Consider the following 15,630-nt stretch of genomic DNA (forward strand, 5'->3'; position numbering starts at 1 on the left):
TCTGTCGGCAAACCCTACAACGTAAATCGAATGGGCAATTGCACCCGGGACAATCGCGCGCGGCCGTTTTCCCGGTAGGGCAGAAACTGCCAGCCTTCCACCGCCTTCAGTGCCGCCTCATCCAAACTGTCGACGCCGGAAGACCGCAGCAGTCGGCGTACAACCTGTGTGCCGGTGTAATCCAGCAGTACTTCCACCACCACCGTGCCCTGCTGGCGGCGCTGCCGCGCCAGCTCCGGATAGACCGGTGCGCTGGGAGGACGGGCAAACGCCGGGCGCTCTACCAGTACCGGCTCTTCGCTCACGCTCTGCTGCATTGCCGGCGCACTGGATGGCTGAGCCATACCGGAATCGGTCTGCTCAACCGACGGGGGCGTGGGCGGCTCAACCAACTCTGATTTTTTCGTTTTTGATTTTTTCGTTTCTGACTGTTTCGCTACCGGACTTTTTTCAACCGGTTTCTGTTTACGCGGCTTCACCGCTGGTTTGGGGGGCTCCGGCGTTTCCGGCAGAGGTTGCTCGACGGTTTTCTCCGGCAGTGCCGCGGCCTTCTCCGGCGCTGCCGCGGACGCAAGTTTTACCTGCCCAAGCTTCAGCGCCATAACCCCGGAAGGCGGCGGCACTTCCCGCACCGGCGCCGCCCACAGCAACCACCCGTGCAGTGCCAATGACAGAACCACCATGGTGACCATGCGCCATGTCACGGTGATACCTCCCCATTCTTTTTCACCTGAGCGCTTCCCTGTTCACCTGCGCCAACGCTCTATTCGCAGTGATTTTTACACGGCATCTTTTGCGAGAGGCGCACCTGCCACCCCGCCCGTCACCGGTACGAGAGTCCCGTTTGCTCCCGCCGCGAGGAAGACTAACAATTTGCCCACCACACATCAAACGATAATTGTTTGCATTTACAATAAGGTTTACCAGGCCTATCATTCGGCGCAACCGTACCAACCGGCGACCGACGAATGGCCGGCAATACGGGTATGCCATTGGGAACCTAACTCGGGAATACACAAAGGGAGCACCGCCATGGGCCAGTACAGAAACCTGAAACTTCATCCACTCGCAGCCGCGCTACTCACGCTGGGCACCAGTGGTGTCCACGGGCAGGCGACGGATACGCAGGCAGACGATCAGCCGGTAATCCAGTTTGGCGAGGTGGTGGTTGCCGCCGACCGTAATCCGGCCGCCAGAGAAAGCGACGAGAGCATCGCGGTGGTCGGGCGCGCACAACTGGACGAGCAGCAGCCGGAGTCCATTGCCCAGGCACTGAAATACGAGCCCAATATCGAAGTCACCGGCGGCCCCCGCTACTCCAACCAGGCACCGAATATTCGCGGTCTGCAGGGCGTGCGCGTACTGCAGACCATTGATGGCGCCCGCCAGAATTTCAACTCCGGCCACCGCGGCACCTACCAGCTGGACCCGGAGCTGCTTAAACAGGTAGAAGTAAAAAAGGGCCCCGCCTCCAGTCTGTGGGGCTCCGGTGCCATCGGCGGGGTGGTGGCCCTGTCCACCAGGAGTGCCGTGGATCTGCTGAAAAACGGCGACAGCCTCGGCGGCTACCTGAAACAGGAGCTGGGTAGCAATGGTGACAGCACCGAAACCACCGCCGCCATTTACGGCCTGGCCGGCGATTTCGATTACCTGGTGAATGGCGCCGTTTCCGAGCATGACAATGTGGAAATCGGCGGTGGCGAGGAACTGGAAAACAGTGCCAGCGAAAACACCGCCCTGCTCGCCCGCGGCGGCTTTAAAATCAGCGACAACCAGCGCGTCGACCTGTCTTTCCGCCACAACAACCGCGAAGAAGGCGTACCGTCCAACCCCAACAGCAACGTCGGCACCAGCTCTCCGCTGGTAGAGCGCGACATTACCGATCAGAACGTCACGGCCAACTACTGGATTCAGGCACTGGAAGGCAAGCACACTTCCAAGCTGACGGTTTACCGCAACGACACCCGGTTCGATGAGTTCCGGCCCGCCCAGGGGGAAGCCGGTCAAAACGACGACACCGAAGTCACCACAACCGGTATCGCACTAACCAATGCAACAGAAGGCCTCGGCGCCCAGTGGGTCTACGGCCTCGACTGGTATCAGGACGACGTCACCACCGTGCGCGACGGCGACAGCCGCCCCGAAAACCTGAACGCCGATACCGACGTCCTCGGCCTCTACGCCCAGGCCGCATTTACCTTCGGCGATGTATTCACCCTGACCCCAGGCGTGCGCTACGACCGCTTCGAAGCCGAAAGCCAGCAGCTGGCAGACTCCGTGCGCAGCGACACCGCGCTCTCCCCGTCAATCGTCGCCGCCGTAAAAGCCACCGACTGGCTGAACCTGAGCGCCAGCTACGCCAAAGCGTTTCGCGCACCGGGAGTAGAAGAGATGTACACCCAGGGCACCCATTACGCCTACGGTGACTTCAGCTTTATGGGCCTGGGCTATCTCGCCAACACATTTATCCCCAATCCGGACCTGGCGTCTGAAGAAGCCGCCAACACCGAATTGCGAGCGGATTTCACGTTCAATCACCTGGCCAGTGAACACGATCAGTTCAATGCCAGCGCGGCGATTTTCCGCAATAAAGTGGATAACTTTATCGAACAGGTGGTAACCAATCCGCACCCCATCTTCGGCTTTCCCATGAACACCACCTACGTGAATGTGGATGAAGCGGAACTGGAAGGTTTTGAGCTGAACGCAAGCTATCGTTTACACGACCTGGAAGTGGGGGCGAGCTATGGTCAGACTGAGGGTAAGGATCTTACCGATGACAGCTATCTGAGCAGTATCCCCGCGGACAAGTTTGTACTGGACCTTGGTTACTACTTCCTGCAACGCGACCTCAAGGCGGGCCTGCGCACCTCGATGGTCTCTGCCCAGAATCAGCTGCCAGCAGAGGTGACCAATGAGTACAACAGCTACACCCTGGCAGATGCCTACGTCACCTGGGAACCCGCCGCTGGCAGCCTGAACGGTATCAAGCTCGGACTGGCTATGGACAACCTGACGGACGAAGAGTACCGCGTGGCGTTCCAGGAACTGTATATGCCCGGCCGCAACATTAAACTGTCTGCCAGCTATCGTTTCTGATCGAAAATACCCACAGCCTCAATGCGCCACAAACGAGCGGCATTCGGGGGTAATTATTTGGCAAACGATTGCCGCTAGGTTGTTTGACAAGTAATTACCGCCGGATGCCGCGATTCGCGGAGCCCAAAACTCCGAAGACCGCGGTCCACGGAGCGTGTCATAGCTCCGTAGCCCGCCGAGCCAGTGGTGGCCATTGCGCAAACAACCTCATCGGCAATCGTTTGCGCAATGGCCACCACTGACTCGGCTATTTATGAGGTAGCGGATTAATAGGGATTATTTATTTGGTATTGCTTATGCAAAAACAGGGGCAACAAAAAGTGATACAAGACAAAGTACAGGAACTACTTGCCAGTGAATCTGGCTTTACCCTGGAACAGATGGCGAAACAGCTCGACACCAGTGTCCGCGAGATTATCGCCAACCTGCCGGGTGAGATGGCCTCACTCGCCGGCAGCGACGCCGTCTGGCAACTGATCGAAGAGCTGCCCACCTGGGGCAAAGTGACCGCCATTGTCCAGAACGAAGGCTCCGTATTCGAATTTAAAGGCGAATTTCCCAAAGGCAGCATTGCCCACGGTTACTACAATTTTATGCACCATAAAAACCCCTTCCACGGCCACCTGCTGGTGGAAGGGCTGGTGGAAGTCGCCTTTGTGAGCAAACCCCACCGCGGGTCCGAAAGCCACGCCATGGTCTTTCTCGCCCCCAGCGGGAACTGTGTCTTCAAAGTATTTTTAGGTCGGGATGCCGAGCGCAAATTGATTCCGCAACAGGTCGAGCGCTTCAAACAATTTCAACAGCAGCTGGCGGGCGCCAGCGCTGAACATTCTACAGGGGAGATTCGGAAATGACCGATCAGAATGCACAACAGGCTGCGCCAAAAACCAACGAAGGCGCCGATCTGGTAGCCGAGGTGCGGGACTTTATTGCTACCCGCAAACTACTGAACCTCGCCAGCCTCACCGCAGACGGGCAACCTCACGCAAGCACCGCCCCTTTCCTGGCTGCCGATGGCAACTTCTACCTGTACATCTCGGAACTGTCCGAGCATTGCGCCAATCTCATGGCCCACAACAAGGCATCGGTAATATTCAATGCCGACGAGGCCGACACAAAACAGGCTTTCGCCCGCCTGCGCGTCACGTTCAACGTGGTTGCGAATACGATCGGCCGCGGCGAGGACCAGTGGCAACAGCGTATCGGGCAGTTGCGTGAAAAGTTTGGTCCGGTCATGGACCACCTCAAGGACCTTGAAGACTTCCACCTGTTTGAGCTGCAGCCCAGCGCCGGGCGCTACGTGAAGGGGTTCGGCCAGGCCTATGCATTGGAGGGGCTGGAAAAGCAGGTGGCCTTGCATCTGACGGACGGCCACAGAGAGAAGAACGACGCAGCCTGAACGCCGCTCAGCCACGCTTGAAATAGCGCAACAAAACTGCAACGCTACTGCAATCGTGGTTTGTTACTTTTTAGTAACAAGTAACTAAAGAGTAATAAATATGACTTCTCGAAAAGGCTTTCTGCTTCCGCTGATGTTCCTTGCGGGCTGTGCGGCCAACCAGGCCCCTCAGACGCTGACCGCCACCGGTCTGCTGACCGAGGAAAATGGCAAGTTCTATCTGATGGGCGCTGAAGCGCGCTATCACCTGAATGCGGTCCCCCAGCTGGATTATGAAAAGTATCTGGGCCGGGAACTGATCGTTGAGGGCGAGATTCCCCGTTACTGCCATCAGGCCTGGGAAGACTCCCTGGTGAAGGTGCACGGCGGTGCGGAGATGGTGGATCTGAACAAAGTCGACTGGTCCGATTGCCTGGAGGCCGACAAGGTCAGCCTGGTCACCGCCGACGGCTCGCACCTGGTGTACGACTGGGAAGAAATCGAGCTGGAAGATTACTACTTCTGAGCGCGAGCAGTGGCCATTCGGCCAACGTGCCCCGCTGCACCCCGGCGCGCCCCGGGGTACAGCGGGATGCACGCTACTCAGCCCTCGTAGCTGCAGTGCGTCCCGGCTATTTCACTGAGCGCGATCAGATCGCTGATCGAGACCGAGCGCCCCTGCACACGGATCAGTTGCTGCTTTTGAAAGCGGCTGATCAGGCGGCTGACCGTTTCCGCGGTGAGCCCGAGGTAATTGGCAATATCCATGCGCGACATGGAAAGTACAAACTCGCTGGCAGAGTAACCACGGCGGGAATAGCGGCTGGAAATATTGATCAGTAACGCTGCCAGACGACTCTCCGCAGAGCGCTTGCCCAACAGCAGCAGGGCTTCATTTTCCTGCTTCAGCTCCTCGGAAAAGATACTGTAGATCTGCTTCTGCAGAGCCGGCACCTGCTGCGCCAGGCCTTCGAGCTGAGTGAACGGCAGCACACAAACACTACTTTCCTCCAGCGCCTCAGCATACCCCGGATGAATACTGCCGCTGTAGGCATCAAGCCCCAGCAATTCGCCCGGCAGTGCAAAATGCGTCACCTGTACATCACCTCCAGCGCCGATGACCGCGGACTTGAAGCTGCCGGAGCGGATCGCGTACAGATTGGTAAACGGATCGCCCGCGCGAAACAGGGTCTCCCCGGCTTTGATGATTTTCTTCTTGCGCGTGACCTGCTCCAGGCGCGCAATATCCTCGTCACTCAGGCCCATTGGCAGGCACAAGCGGCGGACGGAGCAGTTGCCACAACTGACGGCTGAAGAAGTCTCTTTCATGTGGATGGCGGCGTCTTTCGGTTCACAGAGTCCCTGAATTGTATCTCCGGCACGACCTTAAAGCACCCGCGAGTAACCGGTGGTCTGATCAGCCTGGTGCAGGTAGGTATCAAATGCGGCAGCGGCATTGCGCAGAAACCAGCGGCCACGCTCGGTGACGTACAGGTCACGATCGTTCAGTACCAGCAGGCCGTCGGCAAACATCGGCTGCAACCGTGCCAGCTCCGCGGCAAACGCGCTCTCCAGGCGCTGTCCGGCTCTGGCCTCAATATCCGATCTGGCCACACGCAGGTGGCACATCAATTCCATGATCAACCACTGGCGCAGGCGGTCGTCGTCACTGAGCTGCCAGCCGCGAAAAATCGCCTCACCGCGCTCGTGGATAGCCGCGGCATAGGCTTTATTGCTGTGGTGGTTCTGCCAATAGCCATCGCGACTGTAGCTGATGGCAGACGCGCCGAGCCCCACCAGGGCATCTGCCGGCATCAGGGTATACCCCTGAAAGTTCCGCGCCAGCCGCCCCTCTCCTGCGGCCCTGGCCAGGGCGTCATCGGGGCGCGCGAAGTGGTCCATCCCCAGGAATAGGTAACCGGCGTCAGTCAGCCGGCGGCTGGCGGCGAGCTGCATGGCGATTTTTTGCGACGGTGACGGCATCAAATCCGAGTTGATCAGGCGCTGTGCCCTGAATCGCTCCGGCAGGTGCGCGTAGTGATACAACGCAATGCGATCCGGTGCCAGATCCAACACCGTATCCAGTGTTTTTTCCAGGCTGGGCACATCCTGCCCGGGCAAACCGTAAATCAGATCGTAGGAAACGGAACGGAAGCCGCGCTTGCGCGCGTCTTCGGTGAGAGTTCCGACCTGCTCGGGACTGCAGATCCGGTTTATCGCGCGCTGCACACCCGGATTGAAATCCTGTATGCCAAGACTGAGGCGATTGAAGCCGAGTGCTCTCAGAGTGTCCAGGGTCTCGCGATCCAGTACGCGCGGATCCGCCTCAATACTGTATTCCACCGGATCGCCGCCGGGTAAATCAAACACGTCCCCCAGTCCCACCATCAAACGATGCAAATCGCCATCGTTAAGAAACGTCGGCGTGCCGCCTCCCAGGTGCAACTGTACAACCGGTGCACGGGCCACCCGCTCCCGGTACCACTCGGCCTCCCGCAGCACATGGTCGAGATAACTCGATGCAAGACCGTACTGATTGGTAATGATCTTGTTGCATGCGCAGAAGTAACAAAGAGACCGACAGAACGGGATATGCACGTACAGAGATAACGTCTTCACACTACGGAGCGCATCCCAGGGCTGGGTGCCGGGGTCACTGGCGCGCAGCTCGCGAAACCGATCCGCCGTCGGGTAAGAGGTATAGCGCGGGCAGGGTCCGGAATACCGTGCGAGCAATTCTGTTGTCAGTGGCGGAGCATGCCTGTCGATCAGTCCGACAGGCACCCCCGGGGCGGGGGCTGGGAACGCGACTGCGTCGGCCATCAGGGAATACCTCTGATCCGTTTTTCTGTGGAGATTGGATCAGCGTACGTTACCCAGCAAAAGTCCCCGGCCCTTGATCCAAATCAATTGCCCGGAGATTCACCCGGTGTCGGGCGGTCAGTCGCCCACCGGACGGCGGAACAGATTCTGAATAGAGGAAAAATCCAGTGCGCGATTGATCGGGTCACCGCCGTGAAGCTGGTAAAGATTTTTCGCCAGAGCCCCCAGTGGTGTCGAGGAAGCACTGCCCGCGGCGGTATCCATGGCCAGGCCGAGATCCTTCAGCATCAACGCCACAGAAAAGCCGCCCTGATAACCGCGGGAAGCGGGAACACCGTCCATCACCCCGGGATAGGGGTTGTACTTTTCCAGCGACCAGTTGCCACCGGAACTGGCGCCCATGATTTCCGACAGCACCGCGGGATCCATGCCATTGTCCACCCCCAGCTGCAGGGCTTCGGCCGTGCCGATCATTTGAATCGCGAGCAGCATGTTGTTACAGATTTTCGCCACCTGCCCACTGCCCGCTGGTCCGGCGTGAAAGATATTCGCACCCATGGCGTCCAGAACCGGCCGCGCCCGTGCCACGGCCGCGGCCTCACCACCGCACATAAAAGAAAGTGTGCCTGCCGCAGCCGCTGCGGTACCGCCGGATACCGGCGCATCCAGCGCGTCGATACCGCGTTCGCCAGCGGCGGCGATCACCTGCCGGGCATCATTGGCGGCAATGGTGGAGCAGTCGATCAGCAGGGTGTTGGCGTCCATCGCCTGCAATAGGCCGTGTACACCCAGATATAAAGTGCGCACCGCCTCGCCGCTCGGCAGCATGGATACCACCGCATCGGCACCCGCAATGGCGGCGTGCGCACTGTCGGCTTTCGCACAACCGTTTTCTACCGCGCTTTCCAGCATCGGGGCTGACAGGTCAAAGGCGGTTACGGTAAAACCTTGTTTTACTAGGTTCGCCGCCATGGGCCCGCCCATATTGCCGAGGCCGATAAAGGCGATGTGTTTGATCGGGTTCATTGGCACTACTCCGTGTAATTATTGTTTTTCTGTTTTTATTGGTGGATGCGCTGCGCATCCACCGATTTACTCGAGGTCTGCCAGAGGGTTTTCTCCATCCCACGGCTCGAAAAAACAGGCCTCGACTTGCTCCGCCGTGACCTCTTCAGTCTGCGCCGGCTGCCACTGTGGGTTGCGATCCTTGTCGATCAACAGCGCGCGCACGCCCTCTTTTACCTGGCCATTGCCACACATATTGACCGCCAGCGCCAGTTCCATCTGCAGCACCTGCGCCAACGACATATGCCGTGCCCGGCGCAGTTGTTCCCACACGACCCACGCGGTAAGCGGGCAGCCTGCCTTCAGGGTTTTGGCGGCACGCTGCAGCCAGGGATCTTCCCCGCTGTAGTCGATGATATCCCGGTACACCTCCGGCAGGGTCGGCGCGTCGGTGAGCTGCTGGATGACATCGTAGTGTTCGCGCAGATTCGGCGCCGGGTGATCTGTCGCGTCCAGTTCCAGGGACTGCACCGCGCGGCTGACCCGGGCGTGGTCCTGTTGATCCCTCCCGGTAAAATCAAGCGCCGCCAGTCTGTCGATCAATGCCTGTTTTGCATCACTGGGCAACAGGCGGTCCGCCATACCGCAATACAGCGCATCGGTACCGTTGAACTGGGCACCGGTGAGGCCGAGAAACAGACCGGTGCGGCCCGGCATCCGGTTCAGAAACCAGCTGCCGCCCACATCCGGGAACAGACCAATGGTGATTTCTGGCATCGCCATACGGGTGGTCTCGGTGACAACGCGGTGGCTGGCACCACTCATAACGCCGATGCCTCCACCCATCACAATCCCACTACCCCACACTACGATCGGTTTGGCGTAGGTATGAATGCGGTAGTCGAGCCGGTACTCGCGGGTAAAGAAGTCCTGCACAAACCGGCTCGCACCCTGCTCATCGTAGCTGCCGGACTCCCGGTGCAACGCCACCACATCGCCACCGGCACACAGGGCTTTCTCCCCTGCACCGTCGATCCAGACACAGCCAACACTGTCGTCCTGCTCCCAGGCATCGAGCTGGGCGGCCAGAATATCGATCATGTCGAGATTCAGGGCATTGAGTGCTTTGGGCAGATTCAGCGTCAATTTGCCAAGCGCGCCCTGGCGCTCGACGATTACGGGTGATTCCTGGGTCATACTGATTCCGGTTGTATTGTTTTAGCTGTCTTGTTTGGGACAAAGTTAAACATAGATGCGGGGTCTGTGGCATTACTCCAGATTCCTACCGTATCTGCTCGTCGCGTGGTACGCACGATCGCTCTACCTGTGGCGGCGAAGCACCGGGTAAAGGTTTTCAAAACCGCTGTGCACACATCCCTGTACGCTGCGTCGGCGACGTCCCTGTCGCCGACGCTTTTGAAAACCTTTCCCCGCCACTCCGCCTTAGCACTAAGGTCCTGGACGTCGTAGCCGGCAACGCGGAATCAATTAGAATCTACAGAATCCGCAGGGAAGGCGCTGATACCGGGAAACCCCATGCGAGACCTTCTAAAACAGAGACGTTTTAGAAGTGCCCCCATGGATGGGTTGAGCGGGGGCGCCTAGCTCGTGTCTCGCATGGGGTTTACCGGTAGCAGCGGCGCCACCAAACCTGACCGAAAACCACCGCAGGACTATCCGCCCACCACCAGGTTGAACTTTCCCACCAACCTGATAACTTGCGCGCAAATTCTGACCGACTGGATTAGAGCTCTAATGGCTGAATACGTATACACAATGAACCGCGTGGGCAAGGTTGTTCCGCCCAAGCGTGAGATTCTGAAAGATATTTCTCTGTCCTTCTTCCCTGGCGCCAAAATCGGCGTACTGGGCCTGAACGGCGCCGGTAAATCCACCCTGCTGCGCATTATGGCGGGTGTCGATCAGGACTATAACGGTGAAGCCCGCGCCATGCCCGGCATCAACGTCGGCTACCTGCCCCAGGAACCGCAGCTGGATCCGTCCAAGAACGTACGCGGTAACGTCGAAGACGGCATGCGCGAAGCCATCGACGCGCTGGCCGGCCTGGAACAGGTCTACGCCGACTACGCCGAGCCCGATGCCGACTTCGACGCCCTGGCCAAGAAACAGCAGCAATATGAAGACGTGATCCAGGCCTGGGATGCCCACAACCTGGAACACCGCCTGGAAGTGGCCGCGGACGCCCTGCGCCTGCCGCCCTGGGATGCGGATGTGAACAACCTGTCCGGGGGTGAGAAGCGCCGTGTGGCCCTGTGCCGCCTGCTGCTGTCCCGCCCCGACATGCTGCTGCTGGACGAGCCCACCAACCACCTGGATGCCGAATCCGTCTATTGGCTGGAGCGCTTCCTGCACGACTTCGAAGGCACCGTGGTGGCCATTACCCATGACCGCTACTTCCTCGACAATGTCGCCGGCTGGATTCTGGAACTGGACCGCGGCCACGGTATTCCCTGGGAAGGCAACTACACCACCTGGCTGGAACAGAAAGAGAAACGCCTGGAGCAGGAGCAGAAAGGCGAGCAGGCCCGCGCCAAGGCCATGCAGAAAGAACTGGAATGGGCCCGCCAGAATCCGAAAGGCCGCCAGTCCAAGAACAAGGCCCGTCTGTCGCGCCTGGAAGAAATGCAGTCCCAGGAATTCCAGGCCCGCAACGAGACCAACGAAATCTACATTCCGCCGGGCGAGCGCCTCGGTGACAATGTGATCGAGCTGGTCAACGTGAGTAAATCCTTTGGCGACCGCGTACTGATCGACAACCTGTCGTTCCGTGTGCCCAAGGGCGCCATCGTCGGTATTGTTGGCGGTAACGGTGCCGGTAAATCCACCCTGTTCCGCATGATCAACGGCACCGAAAAGCCGGATTCCGGCGAGATCAAGATCGGTGAAACCGTACAGATTGCCAGCGTCGATCAGAGCCGCGAGAACCTGGACGATAACAAGACCGTGTGGGAAGCCGTGTCCGACGGCCACGACATGCTCAAGATCAACAACTACGAAGTGGGTTCGCGCAACTATATCGGCCGTTTCAACTTCAAGGGTTCCGATCAGCAGAAGCGTGTGGGCGAACTGTCCGGTGGTGAGCGCGGCCGCCTGCACCTGGCCTACACCCTGAAGCAGGGCGCCAACGTCCTGCTGCTGGACGAACCGTCCAACGACCTGGACATCGAAACCCTGCGCGCCCTGGAAGAAGCCCTGCTGAGCTTCCCCGGCTGCGCCATGGTGATCTCGCACGACCGCTGGTTCCTGGACCGTGTGGCCACCCACATTCTGGCCTACGAAGGCGACAGCAATGTGGTGTTCTTTGAGGGCAACTACACCGAGTACCACGAGGACTTCGTGGCCCGCAATGGTGAGAATGCCACACCGCATCGGATGCAGTACAAGAAACTGAAGACCTGAGACATTGCCAGGTAACAGAAAATAAGCCCGCACCCGCGGGCTTTTTTATTGGCGCGTAACCAGATTGCAATATTGCCGGTATTCACTGAATTGAGTAATGTGGTGAAAAAATAATCTCGATCGATACCGGCCTATGAATGACTCCACAGGTGTCCAACTTTCCTCCGGGCGCAGACTGCTCCCCCTCGCGCTGGTTACCGCCACCCTGATCGGTATCAGTGAGTGGGCGGTGGATACCTGGGTTCCACAGAGTAGTGCGCCACTTGGCCTGACTATCCGAATCGCTTTCGTCACTCTTCTTCTGGTCACCCTGTGGCATTACCTGCTGCGCCGGCAGCGCAAGCTCAACCGGCAACTGACCCAGTTGCTGCAGTACCAGGAAAAACTCAATGCACGCTACCAGCGGGAACTGCTGGAGCGGGAAGCCACCGAGGTGGCACTCTCCGATCAGCTGCACTTTCTGCAGGTGCTTACCGACGCAATTCCGGCGCCGATCTTCTACAAGGATGCCAAGGGCATCTACACCGGGTGCAACCGGGCATTCGAGGCGTTCCTCGGCAAGCCCCGCAGCGAAATTATCGGCCGTTCGGTATTCGGGGTATCCCCCGGCCCTCAGGCAAAGATCTACCACGAAAAGGACCTCGAGCTGATGCGCCAGCGCGGCCATCAGGTGTATGAATCCCAGGTGGTTTACGCAGACGGCACGCTGCACGATGTGGTATTCAACAAGGGCGCCTACACACTGGAAGATGGTCGACTTGGAGGATTGATCGGTGTCATTCTGGATATTACCGACCGCAAAAACCTGGAGCGGGATCTGCTGGCAGCCAAGGACAAAGCGGAGTTTTTCAGTCGCTCGAAAACCCGCTTCCTGACCAATATGAGCCATGAAATCCGTACACCGCTCAACGCCATTGTCGGGTTCAGTCAGGTGCTGCAGAGCCGCAGCCAAGGGGTCGAACTGCCACAGGATTTTCACAGTTTTCTGGAAAAAATTTCCATCAGCGGTCAGCGGCTGGCAGAACTGGTCAACGATGTACTGGATATTTCCCGCATCGAGGCCGGCAAAATCGAAGCCGTAAACGAACACTTTCCCCTGCAGCGGCTGGTTCAGTGCATTCTGGTTTCCTGCGAACCGGAGGCGATACGCCAGGGGGTGCGTATCCACAGCGATATCGACCCCGCGCTACCGGAATACATTGAATGTGACCGGGGAAAGCTCTCGCAGATCCTGATCAACCTGATCGCCAACGCCATCAAATTTTCCCCTGCCAACAGCACCGTTGAGCTGCGCTTGAGAGCACTCAACGGGACGCAACTGGTCATCGAAGTCACCGATCGCGGTATTGGTATTACGCCGGAACAACAGGCCATTATTTTCGAACCATTCGAACAGGTGGATAAATCCCACCTGGGGCAGACCCGGGGTACCGGTCTCGGCCTGCCGATCACCCGCAGCCTGGTCGAGCTGCTCGGCGGCGAGATCAGCCTCCGCAGTGACGGCAGCACAGGCACCCGCTTTACGGTCGTTTTGCCGCTGCGCAGGGGCAACCCGGAGCCACCGCAAGCGCTCGCCGGCGAATTCCCCTGTGCCCGGCTGGCGGGCAAGCAGGTACTGGTGTTTGAAGACAATCCACTCAACCAGACGCTGATGCAGGCCTTTTGCGACGATCTGGAGCTGTGCGCGACATTTGTGGCCGACGGGCGCGACGGTATCGACAAGGCCAGGACCCTGCGCCCGGACCTGATATTTATGGACGTGCAGCTACCGGGCCTCACCGGTATCGAGGCAACGCGCCAGATCCGTAAAGACCCGGTGATTGGCGAGACACCCATTATCGGACTCTCCGCCGCTGCATTCAGCGATCAACAGAACGCCGCCATGGATGCGGGCATGAACGCCTATCTCACCAAACCCATCGCCTTTCCACAGCTGATCGCCACCATCAAGAGCCACCTCCCCCAATCAGAATAGCGAGGCTGCCAGTTGCGACGATGTTTCGCCATCGGGACTGGTCACCACCTTGTTGCGCCCGCCTTCTTTGGCCATATACAAGGCACTGTCCGCGGCTTCGAACAACTGTATGGCGGAAGTGAAATTGCCATTTTCGTAACTCGCGACCCCAATGCTGACACTCAGGGGGACACCGTCGCAGTCCATCTTCGCCACTGCATTCAGAAGTCGATCCGCAATTTTGGTGGCGACCGGTTTATCACAGCCCGGCAGCAGTACGGCAAACTCCTCACCGCCGTAGCGACAGGCAACCGCAGGTTTGCGCACCAGCCTGCTCGCCAGATGCCCCACTGCCCGCAGGGCCTCATCACCTCGCGCGTGCCCCAGCCGGTCATTGATGGCTTTGAAATGATCCAGATCCAGTACCACCAGCGACAGGGGCGTTTCGTTGCGGGTCGCCTGAGAAAATTCCTTTGCCAGCAGCTCATCGAAATGGCGGCGATTAAATAGCCCGGTCAGCTGATCGGTATGCCCCTGCCGCTGGATCTCCCCCACCCGCGCCCCCAGGGCAAGAGACAGCAGTACCATTTCGATCAGAGCCCCTACCTGGAAAGCATTGTGGGTGATGGCGTTGTGGGGCAACAATCCGAAGGTTTTGAACACGTACATGACCACGGTCCACATCAGTGTGATCCACGCAATCAAAAAATAACGCGCCGACACCGAGCCGCGCCACACGCTGACCGCGCCCACTGAAAGTGAGGTCAACGAGACAATCAGTGCGGCCGCAGAAAAGATTTCGGTCATGGTGGCGTAATCGACAAACGGAGCCAGTACCGTCAGGGTAATGGTCCCGTAGCGCAGCAGTCCGCAAAATCTGTCCACCCGGGGCGCCAGCCGTTTGACGTTGCAGATCAACCGCGCAAACTGAATGGCAAAGGTCAGCGTCAACCCGAGCGCGAGCAACAGCGCGCGGTTGGCCAGCCAGGGGAAATCGGGCCAGAAAAACTGAAACGCAAAGCCATTGAGTACCGCAAAGAACAGGCCGCAGCAGATGCTGTAGCCCATATAAAAGGCATAAGCCGTATCCCGCAGAGCGAGAAACAGAAACAGGTTGTACAGCACCAACACCAGAAATCCGCCGTAGTAGATCCCATAAAGTAATTGTTCAAGGCCGAGGCGCGGCAGGTAGGCCTGCTGACTGCTCACCGACAACCCGATGTTGATACTGCCGGCAGACGCGAAGCGAAGGTAGTAGGTTTGCAGGCTCTGCGGGGGCAAGGTGATAGGAAATACATAATCCCGCAACGCCAGCGGGCGACTGTCGAACGGCTGGTGGTCGCCGGTGCGCACATGGTGCCAGCCACCCTCAACGGCAGGTGCCCAGAAATCCAGATGATCCATCAGCGGATAATCCTGACGAATCACCAGAGGCAGGTCGCGATCGGTCGGGTTTCTCAGGGTAAAAGCCACCCAGTAGGCCGCATCACTGAAGCCAAAATTCGCAGCTTCCCGGTTGAGTGGCGTGAGTCTGTGGGCAAGCGCTGCGGGATTCGGTGCGTCCGCCGACAAGGCGTGGTCATGGTCGACGAACAGTTGCAGGTAGGGAGTGAGAGAGAGTACAGACTGGCCGGGTGCGACCTCAACCACAGGTGGCGCGGCGTCAACAATATCCGCACGGGCGACGGATGGCGCGAAAAGCCACGGCGCGCACAACAAACCAATGCGCATGCAATGAATGAGGGCACCGATCAGTTTCATCCGTAAACCTAATCCAGTGAGTTCGAGTCTTGCGCGGCAGCCCTGGCAGTTGCACGAGTGGTGTTTCCCCGCGGCTACCGGCGCCTGTTGAACAGTCCCTCAAAATACTATCACAACCTTTGTCACCCCCGTAAAAATGACAGCGCAACCATTTCATCAGGCGATAAAAAAAGGGCAGCCACTGGCTGCC

Annotated in this window: 12 protein-coding genes; 6 read left to right on the forward strand and 6 right to left on the reverse strand. The window is 58.7% G+C overall.

The features are described from left to right. Positions 1–14: 14 nt before the first annotated feature. On the reverse strand, positions 15–704 hold the full coding sequence (locus LRR79_RS17110) for an energy transducer TonB (RefSeq protein ID WP_231758362.1): 690 nt from the start codon (positions 702–704) through the stop codon (positions 15–17). Positions 705–1,032: 328 nt separating this feature from the next. Here LRR79_RS17110 and LRR79_RS17115 point away from each other — a divergent pair, with 328 nt between their 5' ends. The 4 genes from LRR79_RS17115 to LRR79_RS17130 all read left to right on the forward strand — a co-directional run bounded on the left by LRR79_RS17115 (position 1,033) and on the right by LRR79_RS17130 (position 5,003). Next, on the forward strand, positions 1,033–3,099 hold the full coding sequence (locus LRR79_RS17115) for a TonB-dependent hemoglobin/transferrin/lactoferrin family receptor (protein ID WP_231758363.1): 2,067 nt from the start codon (positions 1,033–1,035) through the stop codon (positions 3,097–3,099). Positions 3,100–3,419: 320 nt separating this feature from the next. Further along, complete coding sequence (hutX, locus tag LRR79_RS17120) at positions 3,420–3,953, forward strand: heme utilization cystosolic carrier protein HutX (RefSeq protein ID WP_231758364.1); 534 nt, start codon at positions 3,420–3,422, stop codon at positions 3,951–3,953. Then, positions 3,950–4,498, forward strand: a complete 549-nt coding sequence (locus tag LRR79_RS17125) for a HugZ family pyridoxamine 5'-phosphate oxidase (protein WP_231758365.1) — start codon at positions 3,950–3,952, stop codon at positions 4,496–4,498. Before hutX ends, LRR79_RS17125 begins: the two co-directional genes overlap by 4 nt. 100 nt (positions 4,499–4,598) lie before the next feature. Continuing rightward, positions 4,599–5,003: a hypothetical protein gene (locus LRR79_RS17130; RefSeq protein ID WP_231758366.1), complete on the forward strand. Its 405-nt coding sequence runs from the start codon at positions 4,599–4,601 to the stop codon at positions 5,001–5,003. Positions 5,004–5,080: 77 nt separating this feature from the next. On the opposite strand, the gene fnr is transcribed toward LRR79_RS17130, so the two are convergent. From fnr to LRR79_RS17150, 4 genes are all read right to left on the reverse strand, one after another. Then, on the reverse strand, positions 5,081–5,806 hold the full coding sequence (gene fnr / locus LRR79_RS17135) for a fumarate/nitrate reduction transcriptional regulator Fnr (protein ID WP_231758367.1): 726 nt from the start codon (positions 5,804–5,806) through the stop codon (positions 5,081–5,083). A 57-nt stretch (positions 5,807–5,863) separates the two neighbouring features. Continuing rightward, complete coding sequence (gene hemN, locus LRR79_RS17140; RefSeq protein ID WP_231758368.1) at positions 5,864–7,300, reverse strand: oxygen-independent coproporphyrinogen III oxidase; 1,437 nt, start codon at positions 7,298–7,300, stop codon at positions 5,864–5,866. 117 nt (positions 7,301–7,417) lie between these two features. Continuing rightward, the gene (gene mmsB / locus LRR79_RS17145) at positions 7,418–8,326 is read right to left on the reverse strand and encodes a 3-hydroxyisobutyrate dehydrogenase (protein ID WP_231758369.1); all 909 of its coding nucleotides are present in this window, start codon (positions 8,324–8,326) and stop codon (positions 7,418–7,420) included. Positions 8,327–8,392: 66 nt separating this feature from the next. Next, the gene (locus LRR79_RS17150) at positions 8,393–9,502 is read right to left on the reverse strand and encodes an enoyl-CoA hydratase/isomerase family protein (RefSeq protein WP_231758370.1); all 1,110 of its coding nucleotides are present in this window, start codon (positions 9,500–9,502) and stop codon (positions 8,393–8,395) included. Positions 9,503–10,060: 558 nt separating this feature from the next. On the opposite strand from LRR79_RS17150, the gene ettA reads away from it, so the two are divergent. Both ettA and LRR79_RS17160 read left to right on the forward strand, forming a co-directional pair. Beyond that, positions 10,061–11,725 (forward strand): energy-dependent translational throttle protein EttA, encoded by a 1,665-nt coding sequence (ettA, locus tag LRR79_RS17155; protein ID WP_231758371.1) that lies wholly within the window; start codon positions 10,061–10,063, stop codon positions 11,723–11,725. 133 nt (positions 11,726–11,858) lie between these two features. Next, complete coding sequence (locus LRR79_RS17160; protein ID WP_231758372.1) at positions 11,859–13,700, forward strand: ATP-binding protein; 1,842 nt, start codon at positions 11,859–11,861, stop codon at positions 13,698–13,700. On the opposite strand, the gene LRR79_RS17165 is transcribed toward LRR79_RS17160, so the two are convergent. Continuing rightward, positions 13,692–15,440 (reverse strand): diguanylate cyclase, encoded by a 1,749-nt coding sequence (locus tag LRR79_RS17165; RefSeq protein WP_231758373.1) that lies wholly within the window; start codon positions 15,438–15,440, stop codon positions 13,692–13,694. The two genes, LRR79_RS17160 and LRR79_RS17165, sit on opposite strands and share 9 nt — an antisense overlap. Between the last annotated feature and the right edge of the window lie 190 nt (positions 15,441–15,630).

It is taken from the genome of Microbulbifer elongatus, from assembly GCF_021165935.1.
In the GTDB taxonomy this organism is placed as follows: Bacteria; Pseudomonadota; Gammaproteobacteria; order Pseudomonadales; family Cellvibrionaceae; genus Microbulbifer; species Microbulbifer elongatus.